Here is a 20,625-nt window from a genome sequence, read left to right as displayed (position 1 = left end):
GGCGGGCGTCACCGGTGCCGGCCGCCCGACCGATGCCCGCAGTGCCGCGGTCCCGCGCAGTCCCCAGTCCCGCAGTCCACGGTCCCCGAGGAACGGAGCAACCCCGTGCCGGAAGAAGCACTCGTTTCCCAGGGTGAACTGTCGGTCTGCCAGGATGCCGCCGCCACCCTCCCGGACGGGCGGCCCGTCACCCGCTGGATCATCGGCTCGCCGGACGGCCTGACGGTGGAGGTGCTCGACCTGGGGGCCCGCCTCCAGGCCCTGCACGCGCCGGACCGGCACGGCCGGCGGGCGAACGTCGTCCTCGGCTGCGAGGACGTCGGGGACCTGCTCGGCGACGCCGCCTACCTCGGTGCCACGGTCGGCCGGTACGCCAACCGGATCGCCGACGGCCTGCTGCCGCTCGACAGCACGACGCACCGGCTGGCGACCCAGGCCACCGGGCACACCCTGCACGGCGGCCCGGACGGCTTCGCCACCCGGCTCTGGGAGGGCACTCCCGTCCGGGAGGGACGGCGGGCCGGGGTCCGGCTGCGGCTGCACAGCCCCGACGGCGACCAGGGGTTCCCGGGGGCGCTCACCGTCGAGGTGACGTACCTGCTCGACCCGGCCGGCGCCCTGTGGATCGGCTACCGGGCGACCACGGACGCCCCGACGGTGGTCAACCTCGCCAACCACGCGTACTTCAACCTGGCCGGCGAGGGCAGCGGAACGGTGCTCGACCACCTGCTGCGGGTCGAGGCCCTCGGGTACCTGCCCGTCGACGGGGAGCTGATCCCGGTCGGCCCGGTCGCCCGGGTCGCCGGCACGCCCTTCGACCTGCGCGAGCCGGCGGTGATCGGCGAGCGCGTCGCCGACGCGGACCCGCAGGTCCGCCGGGCCGGCGCGGGCTTCGACCACAACTGGGTGCTCGCCGGGAACGGGTTCCGGAAGGTCGCCGTGCTGAGCCACCCGGCCAGCGGCCGGCGGGTCGAGTGCCTGACGACGGAGCCGGGGCTCCAGGTCTACACCGGCAGCCACTTCGACGGCTCGCTGACCGGCCCCTCCGGCCGCCCCTACCACGCGTACGCGGGCATCGCGCTGGAGACGCAGCACTTCCCCGACTCACCGAACCGTCCCGAGTACCCCTCCACCGTCCTGCGCCCGGGCGAGGTGTTCCGGTCGATGACGGTCTACTGCTTCTCGGCGGAGTAAGCGGACGCCCCGCTGAGGGGAACGGGGGGCGGTGGGCCGGCAGGGGCCCGCCGCCCCCTTTCACGTTCCTCGGGTCGCGACGAAGACCCGCACGTCCGTCATCCCGCTCGGGGACCTGCCCTTCCCGGTCTGAGCCGGCCCCGACGCGAGGCCTCGCGTGCCCCCGCACGGGCGCGCGGGGCCCCGCCCTTTTCTCACCGCCGGTCCGGGCCGGGGGCGACGGTCGCACAATCCCGCCGATACGGGCCAGGAGCGCCTTCCACGGGAATGTCCGGCGGAGGGAATTTCCGGCGCGGACCGTGAAAATCGCGCCGGCGGGGCGGGCGCGCCGAACCCGCGGAAAGTCCCCGCCGGGGCGCGGGCACGCGCCCAAGGGGCCTGCCACTGCCGCGTGTTCACGGTCCGCCCGGCCCGGAGCGGCTGCCCCGGGGGCCGGCCGCGGCGGAACCGGGCGCGGAACATCCCGCCGCGGCGGGCGGCGGCCTGCTACAGTCGACTTAGTTGCAGTAGTGGTTCCCATGAACTTTGTGTGCGCCTGCTGATGTATTGCAGGCGCGTTTTTGTTTCCCGGCTCTTCCCCGGGTGGGCGCTCCATGCGGTGACTCGAAGCCCGCGGTGTGCGTGGCTTCGAACAACCCTTTGAAGGAGATTTCTTTATGGCTAATGGCACTGTGAAGTGGTTCAACGCGGAGAAGGGCTTCGGCTTCATCGAGCAGGAGGGTGGCGGCCCCGACGTCTTCGCCCACTACTCGAACATCAACGCCAACGGCTTCCGTGAGCTGCTCGAGGGCCAGAAGGTCGAGTTCGACGTCACGCAGGGCCAGAAGGGCCCGCAGGCCGAGAACATTCGCCCGCTGTAGTTCTACTGCCACGGCACCCGCCTGACAGCGAGGGGCCCGCACCGCGCACATGCCCGGTGCGGGCCCCTCGGCGTGGGCGCCACGACGCTTTCCCCCGGCCGCTCAGGCCCCATGGCTCCGCCACCGGCGGCCATCCCCACGCGAGACGCACAGCGCCGCGTCCGGATCGGCGCCCTGCCGTGACAGTTCACGGTTCGAGGCCGTTCGCTCCCGCCTTCCGCGGTGAGCGCCGACCGCAGACGGCGTGCCGCACGGTTCCACCGTTCACGCTCCGCCCGTCACATTTTCCGGCCCGTTCCCTTGCGGTCTCCGCCCGGCGCCCCGCGCCGAGGAGCCTTCCTCGTGACGTGCCGCCCGAGGAAGGTCTCCCGCATGAACCGCTCCAGTCGCTCCTCGCACCACAACGCCGCCTCCCGGTCCGGTGGAGGGTCCTTCTACGGTGACCGGCCCGCCGGAGGCCGGCGCCCCTCCGGCCGGGGCGGGCGAGGGGGTGGCTCCCCGCAGGGCGAGTTCGCGATGCCGGTGAGCACCACTCCGGCACTGCCGCCCGTGGCCTCCTTCGCCGAGCTGGACATGCCGAAGGCGCTGCTGTCGGTGCTGACCCGCCAGGGCGTCACGGAGCCGTTCCCGATCCAGGCCGCGACGCTGCCGAACTCGCTGGCCGGCCGTGACGTCCTCGGCCGGGGCCGGACCGGCTCCGGCAAGACCATCGCGTTCGGCCTCGCCGTGCTGGCCCGCACCGCCGGGCAGCGGGCCGAGCCGGGCCGCCCGCTGGCCCTGGTGCTGGTCCCCACCCGCGAGCTCGCGCAGCAGGTCACCGACTCGCTCACCCCCTACGCCCACGCGGTGCGCCTGCGGATGACGAGCGTGGTGGGCGGGACGTCGATCAGCCGCCAGGCCTGGGCGCTGAACCGCGGGGCGGAGGTCGTGGTGGCCACCCCCGGGCGGCTCAAGGACCTGATCCAGCGCGGTGACTGCCGGCTGGACCGGGTCGCCGTCACGGTGCTCGACGAGGCCGACCAGATGGCCGACATGGGCTTCCTGCCGCAGGTGACCGAGCTCCTCGGGCAGGTCGCGGAGGGCGGGCAGACCATGCTGTTCTCCGCCACCCTGGACCGCAACGTCGACCGCCTGGTGCGGAGCTTCCTCTCGGACCCGGTCACCCACTCGGTGGACCCGTCCGCGGGAGCGGTCAGCACCATGGAGCACCACGTGCTGCACGTGCAGAACTTCGACAAGAACGCCACGATTGCCCACATCGCCTCCCGCGAGGGCAGGGTGATCATGTTCATCGACACCAAGGACGGCGCCGACCGCCTGGTGGACGACCTGCTCGCGAACGGGGTGAAGGCCGCCGCCCTGCACGGCGGAAAGTCCCAGCCGCAGCGCACCCGCACCCTGGAGCAGTTCCGTACGGGCGAGGTCACGGCCCTGATCGCGACCAACGTCGCGGCCCGCGGCATCCACGTCGACGGGCTCGACCTCGTCGTCAACCTGGACCCGCCGGGCGACCACAAGGACTACCTCCACCGGGGCGGCCGCACCGCCCGGGCCGGGGAGTCCGGCACCGTCGTCACGCTGGTGCTGCCCAACCAGCGCCGCGGGATGGCCCGGATGATGACGACGGCCGCCATCACCCCCGTCACCACCAGGGTCAGCGCCGGCGGCGAGGACCTGGCCCGGATCACCGGCGCCCGGGTGCCCACCGGCATTCCCACCGTGATCGCCGACCCGGTCGTCGAGCGGCCGCGCCGCGGCCCGTCCACGGGGCGCGGCCGACGCGGTGGCGGCCCCGGCCGGGGCGCCGGCGACACCCGGACCACCACCGGCCGCGACCAGCAGGGCTCCGCCGGCCGGGGCCAGCAGGGCTCCTCGGGCCGCGGCCGGGCGCCCGGGCGCGCCGCGCGCGTGGCGTAACGCCGCCTTCGCGGGCCGCCCGGTTGTACGGGCGGCCCGCCGGGTCGGGTGACCGGTTGGTCTCAGCGGGCGCCGAGGAGGTGCTCCATGGCCAGCTGGTCCAGCTGCTCGAAGGCCATGCCGCGCCGGGCGGCGGCGTCGACGTCGAACTCCTCGAAGGCGGAGCCGTCCGCCAGCAGCCCGGCCAGGCCGTCCTGGGCGGTGGGGAGGGCCAGTTCGGGCAGCCGGGAGGCGGTCAGCGCGGCCTGCACCTCCGGGTCGGCCCGGAAGGCGCGGGAGCGCTCGGCCAGCAGCAGGTAGTTGCGCATGCAGCCGGCCGCCGAGGCCCAGACGCCGTCGAAGTCCTCGGTGCGCGGCGGCTTGAAGTCGAAGTGCTTGGGGCCGTCGTAGCCGGCCGACTCCAGCAGGTCGACCAGCCAGAAGGCCTGCCGGAGGTCTCCCGCGCCGAAGCGCAGGTCCTGGTCGTACTTGATGCCGGACTGGCCGTTGAGGTCGATGTGGAACAGCTTGTCGTGCCACAGGGCCTGGGCGATGCCGTGCGGGAAGTTGAGCCCGGCCATCTGCTCGTGGCCCACCTCCGGGTTGACGCCGACCCGCTCGGGGCGCTCCAACTCGTTGATGAACGCCAGGGCGTGGCCGACCGTGGGCAGCAGGATGTCGCCGCGCGGCTCGTTGGGCTTGGGCTCGATCGCGAACCGCAGGTCGTAGCCCTGCTGCTCGACGTACTCGCCCAGCAGGTCGAAGGCCTCCTTCAGCCGGTCCAGCGCGGTGCGCACGTCCTTGGCCGCACCGGACTCCGCGCCCTCGCGACCGCCCCAGGCGACGTAGACCGAGGCACCGAGCTCCGCCGCCAGGTCGATGTTGCGGATCGTCTTGCGCAGCGCGTAGCGCCGTACGTCGCGGTCGTTGGCGGTGAAGGCGCCGTCCTTGAAGACGGGGTGGGTGAACAGGTTGGTGGTCGCCATCGGGACCTTCAGCCCGGCGGCGTCCAGCGCGGCGCGGAAGCGCTTGACGGTCTCCTCGCGGGTGGCGTCGTCCGAGCCGAAGGGGATCAGGTCGTCGTCGTGGAAGGTGACGCCGTAGGCGCCGAGTCCGGCCAGCCGCTGCACGGTCTCGACCGGGTCGAGGGCGGGGCGGGTCGCGTCGCCGAAGGGGTCGCGCCCCTGCCAGCCGACGGTCCACAGGCCGAAGGTGAACTTGTGCGCCGGGGTGGGGGCGAGCGGGTCGTGGGACATGGAGCGGCTCCGGATCGGTGCGCGGGGGTGTTTGTCAGGGCTCTCAACAAATTAGTATGCCGGGACGTCAGAAGGAACCCCCATCGGAGGAACGCATGGCTGAGCAGCGTGTCGTGATCGGCGTCGACAGCTCCACCCAGTCCACCAAGGCCCTCGCCGTCGACATCGACACGGGCACGGTGCTGGGCGAGGGCCGGGCCCCGCACACCGTCAGCGAGGGAGCCGGCCGGGAGAGCGACCCCGAGCAGTGGTGGCGGGCGTTCGGGGAGGCCGTCGCGGGGACGGGCTGGGCCGAGCGCGCGGCCGCCGTCTCGATCGGCGGCCAGCAGCACGGCCTGGTCACCCTCGACGCGGCCGGGGCACCGGTCCGCCCCGCGCTGCTGTGGAACGACGTCCGGTCCGCCCCCCAGGCCGCCGCGCTGCGGGCCGGGATCGGCCCGGCGGAGATCGTCCGGCGCACCGGCAGCCTGCCGACCGCCGCCTTCACCGCCCCCAAGTGGGCCTGGCTGCGCGCCAACGAGCCGGTCGCGGCCGACCGCGTCGCGGCCGTCCGGCTCCCGCACGACTTCCTGACCGAGCGGCTGACCGGGGAGGCGGTCACCGACCGCGGCGACGCCTCGGGAACCGGTTGGTGGGGGCCGGACGGCTACGACAAGGAGATCCTCGACCGCATCGGCCTCGACCCGGCCCTGCTGCCCCAGGTCCTGGTGCCGGGCGCGCCGGCCGGCGTGGTCCGCCCCGGGACGGCGCTGCGCGAGGGCGCCCTGGTGGCCGCCGGGACCGGCGACAACATGGCCGCCGCCCTCGGGCTGGGCCTGCGACCCGGGCAGCCGGTGCTCAGCCTCGGCACCTCCGGGACGGTCTACGCCGTCGGCCGGAAGCGGCCGGTGGACGCGAGCGGGACGGTCGCCGGCTTCGCCGACGCCCTGGGCGGCTGGCTGCCGCTCGCCTGCACGCTCAACTGCACCCTCGCCGTCGACCGCGTCGCCGCCCTGCTCGGACGCGGGCGCGAGGAGGTTGAGCAGGGCGGCACCGTGGTGGTCCTGCCCTACCTGGACGGCGAGCGCACACCCGACCTGCCCGGCGCGTCTGGCCTGGTCCACGGACTCCGGCACGACACCACCCCGGGGGAGCTGCTCCAAGGCGCCTACGACGGCGCCGCCCACGCCCTGCTCACCGCGCTGGACGACGTGCTGCGCGCGGGCGGCGAGGACCCGGCGGGCGACGAGCCGCTGCTGCTGATCGGCGGCGGCGCCCGCGGCCGGGCCTGGCAGCGGACCGTCCTGCGGCTCTCGGGCCGGGCCGTCCGGATCCCCGCCGCGCAGGAGCTGGTCGCGCTCGGCGCGGCCGCCCAGGCCGCCGCCCTGCTCACCGGCGAGCCCGCCGAGGCGGTGGCACGCCGCTGGCGCACCGCCGACGGCCCGGTGCTGGAGCCCGTGGCGCGGGACGCGGACGCACTCGAACGGATCAGCGATACCCTGCGTCGGGCCGGGGCCTTGCAGGGAGCCCCGGCCGGGGACCGGTAGGAGGGGCGCGCGCGTGACAGTGGTCGGCAGAGCGAGGAACAGCCAGGGCAACGGGCCCGCGTCGCAGCAGGACATGCGGCGGCGCAACCTCTCGGTGGTCCTCGGCGCGGTCGCCGCGCACAACCCGCTCACCCGCCCGCTGTCCCGCGCGGACGTCGCCGTCCGCGTCGGCCTGACCAGGGCGGCCGTCTCCTCGCTGGTCGACGAACTGATCGGCCGGGGCGCGCTGACCGAGGCGGAGACCGCGCCCGACGGACGGGTCGGCCGCCCCGGACGCGCGCTGTCGGTGCGCGACCAGGGCCCGGCCGGCCTCGGCCTGGAGATCGGCGTCACCCACCTCGCCGCGTGCGTCGTGGACCTGCGCGGCGAACCCCGGGTGTGGCGCCGGGTGGAACGGGCGAACGCCGGCCGCCCGGCCGGGGAGGTGCTGGCCGCGACCGCCGAGCTGGCCGCCGCGGCGGAGGCCGAGGCCCGCGGCCTCGGGCTGAGCGTCGAGGGCCGGGTCCTGGCCGTGCCCGGGGTGGTGCCGAACGAACCCGCCGGACGGGTCGAGCGCGCGCCCAACCTGGGCTGGCACACCGTCGGCGTCGCCGACCACTGGCCCGACCCGGACACCGCGCCCGAGCCGGAGAACGAGGCCAACCTCGGGGCCCTGGCCGAGTACTGGAACGCCGAACAGGCCGTCGAGACCTTCGTGCACGTCTCCGCGGACGCCGGGATCGGTGCCGCCCTGGTCATCGACGGGCAGGTGTTCCGCGGCGCCCGCGGCTTCGCCGGCGAACTCGGCCACATCCCCGTCCACCCGGACGGAATCCGGTGCGCCTGCGGCGCGCGCGGCTGCCTGGAGCAGTACGCGGGCCAGGCGGCCGTACTGCGCGAGGCCGGTCTCACGCCGCCCTGCCCGGGCCCGGCCGGCTCCGTGGCGGCCGGCGATCCGGCGGCCGGCGACCCGGTCGCCCTGCTGGCCGAGCGGGCGGGTGCCGGGCACGCCCCGACCCTGGCGGCGCTGGACCGGGCCGGCCGCGCCCTGGGCCTCGCCCTCGCGTCCGCCGTCGAACTCATCGACCCGGACGGCCTCGTCCTCGGCGGCACCTACGCCGAACTGGCCGAGTGGCTGCTGCCCTCCGTCCGCGCCGAACTCGCCGAGCGGGTCACCGTCCGGCCCTGGGCCCCGGCGGCGCTGCGCCCGTCCGCCCTGGGGCGGCGCGGACCCGTGCTGGGCGCGGCGCAGACCACGATCCGCCGGATCATGGCGGACCCCACCCTGCTCCCGGTGGGCTGACCCGAGGCCCGACGGGTGGGGCCCGGTGCACCGAGAGCCCGGTACACCGAGAGGCTGGTGCACCGGGCCCGGCGCGCGGTCAGTCGTGCTCGACCACGACCATCGCGTGCCCGTCCGGGGTGGTGACCCGCACGTGGACGTACTCGCCGTCGTGCTGCCAGGGCAGCTCCTGCCCCGAGGGCTGCAGCCGCACCGAGCGCGGCGCGGTGGCGAGCCGGAGGGCGACGGGGACGTCGAGCAGCGGGAACGGGTCGTGCACCAGGTCGAGCTCCGGGGTCTCACGGGCCGGCACGAAGCTGACCAGGTGCAGCACGGTGCCCGTGGCGGTGCGCTGCACGGTGGTCTCCAGGTGGACCGGCCCGCCGGCGCGGACGAGCGGGTCCGGGAGGATCCGGTCCAGGGCCGCGCCCAGCAGGTGGCGGTACGCCTCCAGGCCGTGCTCGTGGAAGGCCTCCAGCAGGGACACGGTCACCGCCGCCACCCCGTCGCCGACGACGACGGCCGCCTCGTCGGTCGGGTCGGCCGGGGGAGTGTAGGAGTGGCCGCAGAAGCGGTCCCAGGAGCGCGGGAAGTAGGGCGCCACGACCCGGGCCAGGACGTCGGCGCCGGGCAGCGCCCGGGCGGTCAGCCGGGCGCCGTGGCTGATGACCGGGAAGTCCTCCGGGACGCCGGGCACGCCCTCGCAGGAGAGGAAGTCCTCGCCGGCCGGGGCCGGCGCCAGGTCCTCGACCGGGAGGTCGGGCAGGGTCGGCTCGGTGCCGTTCCTGAGCAGCGCGGGCCCGACCAGCAGCACGGCGCCGCCGGCCCGCCGGTACGCGCCCAGGCGCTCGGCCAGGGCGTCGTCGACGGGGGTGCTCTCCGGCACCACGACGGCCCGGTACCCGCTCAGGTCGGCGGTCGGCGGGACCATGTCGAACTGGGCGCGCAGCTGCTGGAGCGCCCGGAGCGCGCCGATGTTGCTCGCGCCGGGGTTGTCGCCGAGAGCCGGGTCGACGACCACGGCCACCTCGCTGACGACCCGGGCCCCGTCGAGGAACGGCTCGCAGGCCCGGATGTGACCGTAGGCCGAGCCGATCAGCTCGTACGCCGCCCGCGAGGGCACTCCGCGCGGGTGCAGTACGTCACCGACGCCGCCGGTCAGTCCGTGGCTCAGCATCTGGGTGGTCTCGTAGAGCAGCGCCGCCCGGGGCTTGAGGGCGGCGTTGTCCCCCCAGCTCTCGTGGAAACGGCCGGTGTGGCTGAGGACCGGCAGCCCGAACGGGCGGACGAAGCGGGCGACGTACGGCAGGAACGCGTAGCCCCAGCCGCCGGTGGGCAGCCCCTCGATCTCGACGTGCTTGAGGTACTGCTGCTCCTCGGCCAGCCCGGTCTTCGGCCGGCTGTTGTACCAGGCGCCCTGGACGGCGTCCGCGGGGAGGGCCTTCTCGACCATCGCGGAGTAGCGGGCCATGTAGCGTTTGGCCACGAGGTCGGCGTAGCGGTTGCGGTGGTCCCGGTCGGCCGGGTCCAGGCCCTCGCGGCGCATCCCGTCCACCGCCCAGCGGCTGACGCTGGGCTGGTTCCAGCACATGTCGATGAAGATGCCGTCGACCGGGGCGAAGCGGCGCAGCACCTCGTCCAGCTGGTCGGCGAAGTAGTCGGCGTAGGGGCTGGACATGTCGAGGATGTTCCAGGCCGCCTCGAAGGCGGAGGTGCTCCAGCGGGCGAGCTTGAGGTCCTCGCCGAGCGCGATCCACTCGGGGTGCTCGCGGGCCGCGTACTCGTCGACCTGGAGGGAGAGGTAGATCGGCGTGCGGATGCCCACGGCGCGCAGGGCCTCGACCTGTTCGGTGAGCAGGTCCAGGTCGGGGGAGAGGCCGGGGTGGCGCTCCGGCCGGTCGGTGCCGTAGTAGAGGTGGCCGTGGTGGCACTTGGCGAAGAGGGTGACGCTGTCGACGTCGGCCTCCTGGAAGGCCCGGGCGAAGGTCACCGGGTCGAAGTCCCGTCCCACGTCGGGGATGTCGGGGCCGGTGTGGAAGTCCAGGTGCACGGTGCGGCGCGGGAAGCGCTGCTGGGTGTGAGCGTTCACATCGCGAGCCATGGGACGGATTTAACGGAGTAGTGCGCGGCGCGTCCAGGGGGCCTGCGGCGTAAGTTGCGAAAAACCTTGTCAAACCGCCGAATTGGACGGCACTTGGTGCCCGTCCCTCGGGGTGGCGATTCCTGCTCCCTTTCAGGACATGGGATCACCTGCTACGTTGGCGCCGTGTCACTGACGGACAAGGCCGCATTGGGGCAAGTCCTGCTCTGCCACGACGACTTCGGCCGCCGGGCCGCCCGCCGCCCGTGATCCCGACCGGGGCGGCGCGTCCTCCGGCGCCCGGGGTCCCTCGCCCGAACCTAGGGCCGGTCGCCGAACAGGCGGCGCTGGATCTCCCGCCGGTAGTCCTCCAGCGTCCGGTCGAGGTGCACCGTCGTGGCCGCGGCCGCCTCGTCGGGCCGACCGTCGCGGATGGCGCGGTAGATCGCCTCGTGCTCCTCGACCGCGGCCTTGGCGCCTTCGCCGAGCATGTCGTGGATGCCGATGGCGCTGGACTGGCGCTGCAGCCGGCGGGCGTCGCGCACCGCGCTGAGCAGGAAGGTGTTGTGCGCGGCGGTGGCCACGGCGGTGTGGAAGTCGTCGTCCGCCTGGTTGAAGACGTCCACCTGGCCGTGGAGGACCCCGTGCCGGCACTGCTGCATGGCGACCTCGATGGTGCGCAGCTCGGCCGGGGTGGCACGGGTGGCCGCGAGACTGCTGGCGGCCGTCTCCTGGACCTTGCGGAACTCGAAGAGCATCAGGACGTGGTCGAGGTCGACGGGGCGGAAGAACCCGCCCCAGCGGCTGGTGATGAGCATGCCCTCGTCGTCCGCGACGAACAGCCCGCGTCCCTTGTGCGCCCGCACCCGGCCGAGCGCGGAGAGGATCTTCACGGCTTCCCGCACGACCGCTCTGCTGGTGTTCAGCGTCTTGGCCAGGTCGTGTTCCGTGGGCAGCCGGTCGCCGGGTGCCAGGCGTGCCTCGGCGATGTACTCGAGGATCTGCTCCGACACGATCTCGTACCCGGGCCGGTAGTCCCGCCGCTCCTCGCCCGAGCCGTTGCCCGCTGCCGCGACAGCGGGGGGCGCCTGCGCGGGCAGGGCCGCCTGGGGCGTGGGCGTGTCGTTCATCTGTCCTGCCTTCCGGGTGAGGGGCACGAGCGGAGACTGATCATTGCGGAGCTGGACCAGCGTACCGCAGAGGGTAATGAGTCCGACTCATTTTGGGGGGCCTGGTGGCGAGAATTGGGGACGCAAAGCGGACAAAGATGCCCTTATATGGCGCTAGTGCACCTACAGGCCTGGGAAGTCGGTCTGAAATCGATCTGAATAAGCCTGTGTGAACTCTTGACGGGCCGCGCGATAGGGCGGCTAATTGTCTCCCAGGGCGGCAGCGGAACGGCAGCCCTTCGGTATCCGACGCCGGACCGGGACGGCCCGGCGTCGCCCTCCCCCCACCTCCCGACCAGTTCGGGGCCTCTGCAGTGGAGTCGATGATGACCGTCAACAAGCCTCAGGTCGGCCGGGTAGCAGTGTCCGGTAAGAGACGAGCTGTGCTGCTCGCCGCCTGCGCGGCGACTCTGGTGATGACCGTGTCCGCCTGTAGCAGCAGCGGCTCGTCCGGGAAGACCACCAAGGACGGCTTCGCCCAGGCGGCGCAGACCGACGGCGCGCTGACCGTCTGGGTCGACGCGACCCGGCTGGCCGCCGCGAAGCAGTACCAGCAGCTGCACCCGGAGGTGAAGCTGGACATCGTCTCCTACGACGGTGACGCCAACGGCTCGAACTACCTCCAGACCAAGGTCCAGCTCTTCAACCGGACCGGCAAGGGCTGGCCGGACGTCGTCTTCAGCTCCCAGAACAACGAGGCGAGCTGGGCGGTCGACGCCGGCTTCGCGGCGCCGCTCGACAAGGGCCTGGTCCCGGCGGACACCCTGAGCGGCTTCGCCAAGGGCGCCAACGACGTGTGTACGGTCAACGGCACCGTCTACTGCCTGCGCAACGACCTCTCGCAGGCGGTGCTCTGGTACAACGCGCCGCTGATGCAGCAGTTCGGCTACACCGTCCCGAAGACCTGGGAGGAGTACCAGCAGTTGGGCGAGAAGGTGGCCGCCGAGCACCCGGGCTACCTGGTGGGCGACGCCGGCGACTCCTTCGCCCCCGAGATCTACCTCTGGGCGAGCAAGTGCGGGGCCAACCAGATCACCGGTCCCAAGGCCGTCACGGTGAACACCGGCAGCGAGAACTGCACCAAGATGGCCAAGCTCATGGACGGGCTGATCAAGAACAAGTCGATGTCCATCAGCGGGGTGTTCAGCACCGACTTCGCCAAGAACGAGGCCGACAAGGTGCTGCTCATGCCCGGCCCGGCCTGGTTCGGCGGCGCGGTGTTCAAGGACACCCTCAAGATCGCGGACAAGACGATCGGCGTGGCCCCGATCCCCCAGTGGCAGGGCGACACCGAGCCGGCCACCGGCAACGTCGGCGGCGGCACCTGGCTGGTCTCCCAGCACTCCACCCACCTCAAGGCGGCCACCGACTTCCTGAAGTGGGTCACCACCGACAACGCCTACCAGGCTCAGAAGTCCCCGGGCTTCCCGGCCTACGCGCCCGCCGCCGAGGAGTGGCTCAAGGCGCAGGCGGCCTCCGGCTACTTCGCCGGTGACCTCGGCGCCCTCAAGGACGCCTCCTCCCAGGTGTGGCCGGGCTGGGGTTCGGGCCAGTTCAGCCAGGAGGGAGTCTGGGCCGCCACGGTCAAGCCCGGCCTGACCCAGGGGCAGACCATCACCTCCCTGCTGCCCGCCTGGCAGGACTCGATCGTCAAGCACGCCCAGTCGTTCGGATACAAGGTTTCCCAGTGACCACCACCGTCTCCCCGGCCGGCTCCGGCCGGCGTCCTCGTGGCGCCGGCCGGAGCTGGGCCGGCCCGGCCTTCGTCGCCGGCTACGTACTCCTCCTGATCGCCTTCGGCGTCCTCCCGATCGGCTACGCGATCTACTTCGCGTTCACCGACGCGGGGGGCTCGTTCACCGGCTTCACCAACTTCGTGACCACGGCGCAGGACTTCCGGTTCGTGGACGCACTCGGCCACGTGGCGCTCTACCTGCTGTTCTGGCTGGTCTCGCTGGTGGTGTTCGTGGTGGCGTTGGCGCTGTTGCTGCACCGCGTGTCCTCCGGTCGGATCAGCCAGGCGCTCCGCTTCCTGTACTACATCCCCGGGGCGCTGGCCGGCGCCGCCAGCGTGCTGGTGTGGCTGTTCATGCTCGACCCGACGGTGAGCCCGGTCAGTTCGCTGCTGGGGGCCCTCGGGTTCGACACCTTCGGCCAGGTCATCGCCCCGGGCAACCTGCCGGTGCTGTTCACGGTCATCGCGTTCTGGACCGGCGCGGGCGGCTGGATCGTCGTCATGTACGGCGCGCTCAACAACATCCCCAGCGACGTCCTGGAAGCCGCGCGGATCGACGGCGCGGGTGCCTGGAAGACCGCCTGGCACGTGCAGATCCCGATGCTCCGCAAATGGATCGTCTACATGGTGATCCTCGCCTTCGCGGGCGGCGCCCAGCTCTTCGTCGAGCCGCAGCTGCTCTCCCTGGCCAGCGTGGGCGTGGCCGGTCGCGACTACTCGCTCAACCAGCTGACCTACGACTTCGCCTTCCAGCTGAACAACGTCAACGGCGCCGCCGCGGTCTCGATGGAGCTCCTGGTCGTGAGCGTGTCGGTCGCCGGCGTCTTCGTCGCTCGATCGAGGTTCTTCGATGCCGACTGAGACCCACGCCACCCCGGCCGCCACCGCGCCACGCACCGAACGGGAACCGAGCGCCATGAGCCGAACCGCACCCCGGGCGTCGCGGCGGGCCCACCGATCCGTGGGCGAGATGTCGTACCGGCTGCTGGCCGGTTCGATCCTGACGGTGTTCGTGGTGTTCTTCGTCCTGCCGGTGGTCTGGCTCCTCCTCGCTGCGACCAAGACCGACCAGCAGCTGGTCCACGACCACCCGCTCTCCTTCGGCTCCTTCGGCGCGCTCGCGGACAACTGGCACTCGCTGACCGCCTTCCAGGACGGCGCGATCCTCCAGTGGCTGGGCAACTCCGCCCTGTACGCCGTCGTCTCCCTGGTCATCACGCTCTGCGTGTCGGTGCCGGCGGGGTACGCGCTGGCCATGACCGAGTTCCGCGGCCGGAAGACCCTGCTGGTGACCACCCTGGTCGTCATGCTGATGCCGACCGCGACGCTGGTGGTGCCGCTCTTCCTGGAGGTCAACGCGGCGCACCTGATCGGCACCATGTGGTCGATCGTCCTGCCGTACTCGTTCTACCCGTTCGGGGTGTACCTGACGTACATCTACTTCACCACCGCCGTGCCGAAGGACCTGCTGGCGGCCGCACGGATGGACGGCTGCTCGGAGTTCGGCGTCTTCCGCCACATCGCACTGCCGCTGGCCACGCCGGTCATCGCGCTCGTGGGCTTCTTCAGCTTCGTCGCCAACTGGACCAACTACTTCCTGCCCTACGTGATGCTCCCCCAGGACGACCAGATGCCGGTCCAGGTCGGCGTCGGCAACCTGCTCAGCAGCGTGCCGCAGTTCAACCCGACCGCCGGTTCGCTCGCGATCGAGCGCCCACAGCTGGCCCTCGCGACCCTCGTGGCCATCACCCCGGTCCTGGTCGTCTTCCTCTTCGCCCAGCGCTTCCTGGTCAGCGGGATGCTCGCCGGAGCCACCAAGGAATGACGCCCGTGCCGTCCCCCCGATCGGAGATCCTCCCCATGTCCCCCAGTTCCACCGACCGCTCCCCGGGCGAGGACGCCGCAGCCTCCCCAGTCGAGATCCAGGCCTCGGTGCCGCTGCTCGAACCGCCCGGCTGGGCGCTGGCGCAGCGCGCGCTGTTCGACCTGCTCGACCACGGCTGGCGGCAGTTCGCCCGTGACTTCACCGGCCCCGACGGCCGGCTGAACTACACCGGGCAGCTGACCACCCGTGACGGCGTGGACGACTTCTACGAGGTCTTCTTCAACTGGCCGCAGCTGTACCTCCTCGGCGGCGCCGACGACCTCCTGGCCGCCAGCGCGAAGCACTGGGAGGGGGTCACCGCCCACCTCACCGAACTGGACATGCTCCGCGACGAGTACGAGCGCGGCTACGACTGGTTCCACCAGGGCGAGAGCCTGCTGCTGCTCTACTTCCTCTGCATGGCCGACCCCGAGCGCTGGTCGGAGCGCGCCCTGCGGTTCGCCGAGCTGTACGTCGACCCGGTCCACGGCAACTACGACCCCGCGCACCGCATCGTCACCCGCCCGCACAACGGCAGCGACCCCGACCGGCAGGGCGTGTCCGACGGTGAGGTCTACCCGTGGCTGCAGAAGGAGGCGGACACCTACGGCTATCCGCTCGAATGGCTGCCCGAGGCACAGGACGGCCCGTACCCGCTCTCGGCGGACCCGCGGCTCGGCGCCCAGATGCGGGAGCGGATCGGCGTCGGCGACACCGCCGTCAATCTCGCCGTGGCCGGGCTGGTCCTCAACGCCTGGATCCTGTCCGGCGAGCAGCGCTACCGCGACTGGATCGTCGAGTACGTCGGTGCCTGGCGGGAGCGCACCGAGGCGAACGGCGGTCTGATCCCGGACAACGCAGGCCCGGACGGGGTCGTCGGCAGCCGGCTCGAAGGCCGCTGGTACGGCGGCCACTACGGCTGGTCCTGGCCGCACGGCTGGCACAGCGTGGGCCACGCGGCCTGCGTGGCGGCCATAGCCGCGGCGGTGTCCACCGGGGAGGACGACTACCTCGCGATGGTCGGGACCTCGCTCGACGAGATGATCTCCCGGGCCAAGCTGATGCCCTTCGCCGAGGCGGACTCCAGCCTCCAGTCCAAGTGGGCGGTCGAACTCGCCGGGGACGCCGACAAGCCGACGCTCCACCTCCCGTTCCGGCGCAACGACTCGGGCTGGTTCGACTACAACCCGGTGACCCTGCCGGTGCCGATGGCGCTGTGGCACCACTCCGCCTCCGAGGCCGACCGCGCCCGGATAGAACGGCTGCGCGAGGCGGACGAGCTGGACTGGAGCACCGTGCGGTCGTTCCGGGCCAAGGAGGAGTCCGGGCACGAGAAGGCGTGGTTCGCCTTCCTCGCCGGTGACGACCCGGAGTACCCCGAGCGGATCCTCGCCGCCGCCCAGGCACAGGTCCGCCACCGCCTGCGGAGGATGGAGCGCTACCGCGACCTGGAGGTCGACGAGGCCGACATCCACGTGTGGCAGCAGTGCAATCCGGTGGCCACCGAGGCCCTGGTCCAGCTGACCTGGGGCGGCCCCCAGGTGCTCTACAACGGCGGTCTCCAGCAGGCCCGGCTGCGCTACCACGACGCGCAGGCCCGCCGCGCGGGGCTGCCGCAGGACGTGGCCGCCCTGGTCACGTCCATCGACCCCGAGGCGACCACGGTCGAGCTGGTGAACCTCTCGCCAGAGAAAGATCGGATGATTATCATTCAGGCGGGCGCCTTTGCCGAGCACTCCATCACCTCGGTCCGGTACACGACCTGTCCGGACGAGGGCTGGATCGGCGACATGTACGACTACGGCCACACCGAGCCGGTGGTCGGCGAGGCGAAGACGTCCGGTGACGGCGCCCACCTGACGGTGCGGCTGCCCGCGTCCACCCGGATCCGGCTGACGCTCCGGCTGGAGCTCCGCACCCGTACGCCCAGCTATCGTTCACCCTTCGGTACCCCGGCCGACGTGCCGAACGCCGAAACATCGGAGGAATCCGCATGAGGCGCTTCGCCCAGACCATCAAGCTCCGGCCCGAGTACCGCGAGGAGTACCTCGAACTCCACTCCGCCGTCTGGCCCGGAGTCGAGGCGGCCCTCCACCGGGCGCGGATCCGCAACTACAGCATCTACCTCCACGGCGACGTGCTGTTCGCCTACTTCGAGTACCACGGCGAGGACTTCGACGCCGACATCGCGGAACTCGAGGCCGACCCGGTGACCCAGGAGTGGTGGAAGCGCACCGACCCCTGCCAGGAGCCCTGGCCCGACCGGGGCGACTCCCGCCAGTGGACCGAACTCCCCGAGATCTGGCACCTGGGCGAACCCGGCGAGCCCACCGCCGACTGACCGGCCCACTCCAGACGACCCCACCCGGAGCCCCCAAGTGACCTCCACCCCGCCGCCCGTGCTCATCGACGCCCACCACCACCTGTGGGACCTCGCGCAGCGCCCGCAGCCGTGGCTCGACGACCCGGCCCTGACGTCGATCCGCCGTACGTTCACCCCCGAGGACCTGCGCACCACCGCCACCCGGGAGGTGGCCGGCCGCCGGCTGCACGGCACGGTGGTCGTGCAGTGCGTGCCGGACGTGCCCGAGACCGAGGACCTGCTCGCGCTCGCCGAGCAGGACCCGCTGATCGAGGCCGTGGTCGGCTGGGTGGACCTCACGTCCCCCGCGGTCGGTGACGAGCTCGACCGGCTGCTCGCCGGACCGGGGGGCGGCTTCCTGCGGTCGCTGCGCAGCCTGGTCCAGGGCGAGCCGGACCCGGAATGGCTGCAACGCGCCGACGTCGAGCGCGGGTTGGCGGCGGTCGGGGAGCGCGGGCTGGGCTACGACGTGCTCGTCCGCAGCCACCAGCTCGACCAGGCGGTCCGGCTGGCCGAACGCCTCCCCGGCCTGCCCCTGGTGCTCGACCACGCGGGCAAGCCGGACCTCGCCGGCGGCGAACTGGCGGACTGGGAAAGCCGGTTGCGGGAGCTGGCCGCGCACCCCCAGGTGGTCTGCAAGGTGTCGGGCCTGATCACCGAGGCCGACCACGACACCTGGACCACCACCGACATCCGCCCGGCCTGGGACGTCCTGCTGAGCGCCTTCGGCGCCGACCGGCTGATGTTCGGCTCGGACTGGCCGGTGGCGAACCTCGCCGGGGGCTGGAACCGCTGGGCCGCCACCGTGGACGAACTGCTCGACGGATGCTCGGCCGACGAGACCTCGGCGGTCCTCGCGGGCACCGCGACCGCCTTCTACCGCCTCACCCGTACCGAAGAGACTCGGGAATCACGATGACCCTTGCTGTCCGCTACACGGCCGCTCGTACGCTGGACACGGCTCCGGTCGAGCCGTCCGAGCCCGGCCCCGGGGAGGTGCTGCTGGCTCCCGCGTACGTGGGGATCTGCGGTACCGATCTGCACATCTTCCACGGCGACATGGACGCCCGGGTTGCCGCGCCGGCGGTCCTGGGCCACGAGATGTCCGGCCGGGTGCTCGCGGTGGGCGCCGGGGTGGAGGGCTGGCGGCCCGGGGACGCGGTGACGGTGATGCCGCTGCGCTGGGACGGCACCTGCCCGGCGTGTCTGAGCGGCCACCGGCACGTCTGCCAGAACCTGGACTTCATCGGCATCGACTCGCCGGGCGCGATGCAGCAGCGCTGGACGGTCCCCGCCGACACGCTGATCCGGCTGCCGGACTCGCTGGCGCTGGACCGGGCCGCGCTGGTGGAGCCGACCGCGGTGGCCGTGCACGATGTCGGGCGGGCCGGGGTGCGGGCCGGTGAGCGGGTCGTCGTGGTGGGCGGCGGTCCGGTGGGGATCCTGATCGCGCTGGTGGCGCGGGCGGCCGGGGCCGAGGTCCGGGTGGTGGAGCTGAGCGCCCACCGGCGGAAGCTGGCCGAGGAGTCGGGGCTGGCCACCTGGGACCCGGCGGACGGGGACGTCGTCGAGGCGGTCCGGGAGTGGACCGGCGGCGCGGGCGCGGACGTCGCGTTCGAGGTGTCCGGTGCGGCGGCCGGTGTCGACACCGCGGTGGAGGTGCTGGGCGTACGCGGCCGGCTGTGCCTGGTGGCGATCCACCCCCGGCCCCGCGAGGTCAACCTGCACCGCTTCTTCTGGCGCGAGCTCACCCTGGTGGGGGCCCGGCTGTACGACCGCTGCGACTTCGAGCGGGCGGTGGCGCTGGTCGCCGACGGCACGATCCCGGCCGAGCGGCTGATCAGCAAGGTCGTGCCGCTGACCGAGGCACCCGCGGCGTTCGAGGCCCTGGAGGGCGGCGGCGACGTGATGAAGATCCTCGTGGACTGCACCGACGACACCCAGGAGGTTTCGGCATGAGCGCCTTCGACCCGACCGGCCGGCTCGCCGTCGTCACCGGCGCCGGCGCGGCATCGGCCGGGCCATGGCCCGCGGCCAGGGCAAGATCATCTTCACGGCCTCGCTGCTCAGCTTCCAGGGCGGCAAGAGCGTCGTCGCGGTCGGCGTGTTCAACTCCGGACTGCTCTCCCGTGACCGGCCGGCCGACGGCATGAAGGACGACTACCGGGAGGCTCCCCCGGCCGTGGTGACCCGCGCCCGGGCGATCGCCGAGGTCTGCGCGGAGCACGGTACGACCTTGCCCGCCGCCGCGGTCGCCTTCCCGTACAGCCATCCCAGTATCATCAACGTCACCCTCGGCATGCGGACCGCGGAACAGGTCGGACGGAACGTGGAACTCCACAGTCAGCACATCCCCCAGGCCCTCTGGGACGATCTGCGCGCCCAGGAACTCATCAGGTCGGACGTGCCCGTCGCGATCAGGGCCGGAAGGAGCGCACGGTGTCGCTGACGGACAAGGCCATCGCGCGGATCCGGGAGCTGATCCGCAGCGGAGCGCTGCCCCCAGGCTCGAAGCTCCCGCCGGAGCAGGAGCTGGCCACCCAGCTCGGCCTCTCCCGCAATCTCGCACGGGAGGCCGTGAAGGCGTTGGCCGTCGCCCGGGTCCTGGAGGTCCGACGGGGCGACGGCACCTACGTGACCAGCCTGCAGCCGAGCCTCCTCCTGGAGGGGCTCGGCGGTGCGGTGGAACTGCTGCAGGGCGACTCCGCCGCGGTGCAGGACCTCTTCGAGGTGCGGCGGCTCCTGGAACCGGTCGCCACAGCGCTGGCCGCCACCCGGATCTCCGACGAGCAGCTGGCCGAGGTCGAGCGGCACCTGGAGGCCATGCGCGAAGCCCGTGACGACGTGGAGCTGCTCAACGCCCATGACGCCGCGTTCCACCGCGCCGTCATCGCGGCCACGGGCAACGAGACGCTGCTCACGCTCCTGGAGGGCATCTCCGGGCGGACCTTGCGCGCCCGAACCTGGCGCGGTCTGGTCGACGCCCAGGCCTCGGACCGGACCATCGCCGAGCACGAGGCGATCCTCCGGGCGCTGTCGATCCGCGACGCCTCGCTCAGTCAGGCCGCCGCTCTGCTGCACGTCAGCAACACCGCCCAGTGGCTGAGCGAGCACCTGCGTTCGGGAGAAGCCCTCCCGTGGGCCTGATGGCCCGTCAGCGCAGGACCGCTGCGAGGTCGGCTCCCTCGCGCACGAGGACGGGGATGCGTTCCAGCGGGGCGTCGACGTCGAGGGTGCCACCGTCTTGGGACACCTGCCCGGTGGCCGGGCCGAGCCAGCGGGCGCCGGACGGCAGGTACACCCGGCGGGAACGGGCGCCCGCCTCGTACACGGGCGCCGCCAGCACGTCGGGCCCGAGCAGGAACTGGTCGTCGACGTCCCAGGCGCGCTCGTCCCCGGGTACCACGCCTTCCGCGACGTCA

The 20,625-nt window shown here is 72.8% G+C and carries 17 protein-coding genes and 1 pseudogene; 14 read left to right on the top strand and 4 right to left on the bottom strand.

Annotated elements, in window-relative coordinates; all coding sequences use genetic code 11:
- Positions 1-105 precede the first annotated feature (105 nt).
- From IE332_RS29470 to IE332_RS29460, 3 genes are all read left to right on the top strand, one after another.
- The gene (locus tag IE332_RS29470; protein ID WP_229929013.1) at positions 106-1,194 is read left to right on the top strand and encodes an aldose epimerase family protein; all 1,089 of its coding nucleotides are present in this window, start codon (positions 106-108) and stop codon (positions 1,192-1,194) included.
- Between the two features lie 656 nt (positions 1,195-1,850).
- Positions 1,851-2,054: a cold-shock protein gene (locus IE332_RS29465; protein WP_030918248.1), complete on the top strand. Its 204-nt coding sequence runs from the start codon at positions 1,851-1,853 to the stop codon at positions 2,052-2,054.
- A 372-nt stretch (positions 2,055-2,426) separates the two neighbouring features.
- A complete protein-coding gene (locus IE332_RS29460; protein ID WP_189922235.1) occupies positions 2,427-3,971 on the top strand; it encodes a DEAD/DEAH box helicase in 1,545 nt (514 codons plus the stop codon).
- Between the two features lie 62 nt (positions 3,972-4,033).
- On the opposite strand, the gene xylA is transcribed toward IE332_RS29460, so the two are convergent.
- Positions 4,034-5,206, bottom strand: coding sequence for a xylose isomerase (gene xylA, locus IE332_RS29455; RefSeq protein WP_189922233.1), 1,173 nt, complete (start codon positions 5,204-5,206; stop codon positions 4,034-4,036).
- Between the two features lie 95 nt (positions 5,207-5,301).
- Between xylA and xylB the strand changes: the two genes are divergently transcribed.
- On the top strand, positions 5,302-6,732 hold the full coding sequence (gene xylB, locus IE332_RS29450) for a xylulokinase (protein ID WP_189922231.1): 1,431 nt from the start codon (positions 5,302-5,304) through the stop codon (positions 6,730-6,732).
- A gap of 13 nt (positions 6,733-6,745) precedes the next feature.
- The gene (locus tag IE332_RS29445) at positions 6,746-8,014 is read left to right on the top strand and encodes an ROK family transcriptional regulator (protein ID WP_373313870.1); all 1,269 of its coding nucleotides are present in this window, start codon (positions 6,746-6,748) and stop codon (positions 8,012-8,014) included.
- 79 nt (positions 8,015-8,093) lie between these two features.
- On the opposite strand, the gene IE332_RS29440 is transcribed toward IE332_RS29445, so the two are convergent.
- Positions 8,094-10,094 carry an alpha-L-fucosidase gene (locus IE332_RS29440; RefSeq protein WP_189922229.1) on the bottom strand — a complete coding sequence of 667 codons (2,001 nt, stop codon included), beginning with the start codon at positions 10,092-10,094 and terminating at the stop codon, positions 8,094-8,096.
- A 299-nt stretch (positions 10,095-10,393) separates the two neighbouring features.
- A complete protein-coding gene (locus IE332_RS29435; protein WP_189922226.1) occupies positions 10,394-11,203 on the bottom strand; it encodes a FadR/GntR family transcriptional regulator in 810 nt (269 codons plus the stop codon).
- A gap of 365 nt (positions 11,204-11,568) precedes the next feature.
- Between IE332_RS29435 and IE332_RS29430 the strand changes: the two genes are divergently transcribed.
- From IE332_RS29430 to IE332_RS29390, 9 genes and pseudogenes are all read left to right on the top strand, one after another.
- Entirely contained in the window at positions 11,569-12,933 is a 1,365-nt protein-coding gene (locus IE332_RS29430; RefSeq protein ID WP_189922224.1) for an ABC transporter substrate-binding protein, read from the top strand.
- Positions 12,930-13,838, top strand: coding sequence for a carbohydrate ABC transporter permease (locus IE332_RS29425; RefSeq protein ID WP_189922217.1), 909 nt, complete (start codon positions 12,930-12,932; stop codon positions 13,836-13,838). Before IE332_RS29430 ends, IE332_RS29425 begins: the two co-directional genes overlap by 4 nt.
- Before the next feature lie 109 nt (positions 13,839-13,947).
- Complete coding sequence (locus IE332_RS29420) at positions 13,948-14,802, top strand: carbohydrate ABC transporter permease (protein WP_189922251.1); 855 nt, start codon at positions 13,948-13,950, stop codon at positions 14,800-14,802.
- A 35-nt stretch (positions 14,803-14,837) separates the two neighbouring features.
- Positions 14,838-16,838 carry a DUF8034 domain-containing protein gene (locus IE332_RS29415; protein WP_189922215.1) on the top strand — a complete coding sequence of 667 codons (2,001 nt, stop codon included), beginning with the start codon at positions 14,838-14,840 and terminating at the stop codon, positions 16,836-16,838.
- Complete coding sequence (locus tag IE332_RS29410) at positions 16,835-17,182, top strand: L-rhamnose mutarotase (protein WP_189922213.1); 348 nt, start codon at positions 16,835-16,837, stop codon at positions 17,180-17,182. Before IE332_RS29415 ends, IE332_RS29410 begins: the two co-directional genes overlap by 4 nt.
- 37 nt (positions 17,183-17,219) lie before the next feature.
- Entirely contained in the window at positions 17,220-18,122 is a 903-nt protein-coding gene (locus tag IE332_RS29405) for an amidohydrolase family protein (protein ID WP_189922210.1), read from the top strand.
- Positions 18,119-19,162, top strand: coding sequence for a zinc-dependent alcohol dehydrogenase (locus IE332_RS29400; protein ID WP_189922208.1), 1,044 nt, complete (start codon positions 18,119-18,121; stop codon positions 19,160-19,162). The genes IE332_RS29405 and IE332_RS29400 overlap by 4 nt, the downstream gene beginning before the upstream one ends.
- 121 nt (positions 19,163-19,283) lie before the next feature.
- Positions 19,284-19,652: pseudogene (locus IE332_RS29395) on the top strand (aldo/keto reductase); the annotation flags it as partial.
- A complete protein-coding gene (locus IE332_RS29390; protein WP_189922206.1) occupies positions 19,643-20,350 on the top strand; it encodes a FadR/GntR family transcriptional regulator in 708 nt (235 codons plus the stop codon). The pseudogene IE332_RS29395 and the gene IE332_RS29390, both read left to right, overlap by 10 nt.
- 7 nt (positions 20,351-20,357) lie before the next feature.
- On the opposite strand, the gene IE332_RS41335 is transcribed toward IE332_RS29390, so the two are convergent.
- Positions 20,358-20,609 carry a glycoside hydrolase family 31 family protein gene (locus tag IE332_RS41335; protein ID WP_229929012.1) on the bottom strand — a complete coding sequence of 84 codons (252 nt, stop codon included), beginning with the start codon at positions 20,607-20,609 and terminating at the stop codon, positions 20,358-20,360.
- Between the last annotated feature and the right edge of the window lie 16 nt (positions 20,610-20,625).

The organism is Kitasatospora xanthocidica (genome assembly GCF_014656195.1).
GTDB classification, from domain to species: Bacteria; Actinomycetota; Actinomycetes; order Streptomycetales; family Streptomycetaceae; genus Kitasatospora; species Kitasatospora xanthocidica.
Note: the sequence above shows the minus strand (reverse complement) of the source record. Positions and strands in the feature narration are given on the sequence as shown.

What these genes read in the sequence shown, in the direction of transcription:
- IE332_RS29465 (WP_030918248.1), top strand. Translation starts at nt 1,851, where the DNA reads ATGGCTAATGGCACTGTGAAGTGGTTCAACGCGGAGAAGGGCTTCGGC.
- IE332_RS29430 (WP_189922224.1), top strand. Translation starts at nt 11,569, where the DNA reads ATGACCGTCAACAAGCCTCAGGTCGGCCGGGTAGCAGTGTCCGGTAAG.
- IE332_RS29440 (WP_189922229.1), bottom strand. Translation starts at nt 10,094, where the DNA reads ATGGCTCGCGATGTGAACGCTCACACCCAGCAGCGCTTCCCGCGCCGC.
- IE332_RS29410 (WP_189922213.1), top strand. Translation starts at nt 16,835, where the DNA reads ATGAGGCGCTTCGCCCAGACCATCAAGCTCCGGCCCGAGTACCGCGAG.
- IE332_RS29460 (WP_189922235.1), top strand. Translation starts at nt 2,427, where the DNA reads ATGAACCGCTCCAGTCGCTCCTCGCACCACAACGCCGCCTCCCGGTCC.
- IE332_RS29415 (WP_189922215.1), top strand. Translation starts at nt 14,838, where the DNA reads ATGTCCCCCAGTTCCACCGACCGCTCCCCGGGCGAGGACGCCGCAGCC.
- IE332_RS29420 (WP_189922251.1), top strand. Translation starts at nt 13,948, where the DNA reads ATGTCGTACCGGCTGCTGGCCGGTTCGATCCTGACGGTGTTCGTGGTG.
- IE332_RS29400 (WP_189922208.1), top strand. Translation starts at nt 18,119, where the DNA reads ATGACCCTTGCTGTCCGCTACACGGCCGCTCGTACGCTGGACACGGCT.
- xylB (WP_189922231.1), top strand. Translation starts at nt 5,302, where the DNA reads ATGGCTGAGCAGCGTGTCGTGATCGGCGTCGACAGCTCCACCCAGTCC.
- xylA (WP_189922233.1), bottom strand. Translation starts at nt 5,206, where the DNA reads ATGTCCCACGACCCGCTCGCCCCCACCCCGGCGCACAAGTTCACCTTC.
- IE332_RS29435 (WP_189922226.1), bottom strand. Translation starts at nt 11,203, where the DNA reads ATGAACGACACGCCCACGCCCCAGGCGGCCCTGCCCGCGCAGGCGCCC.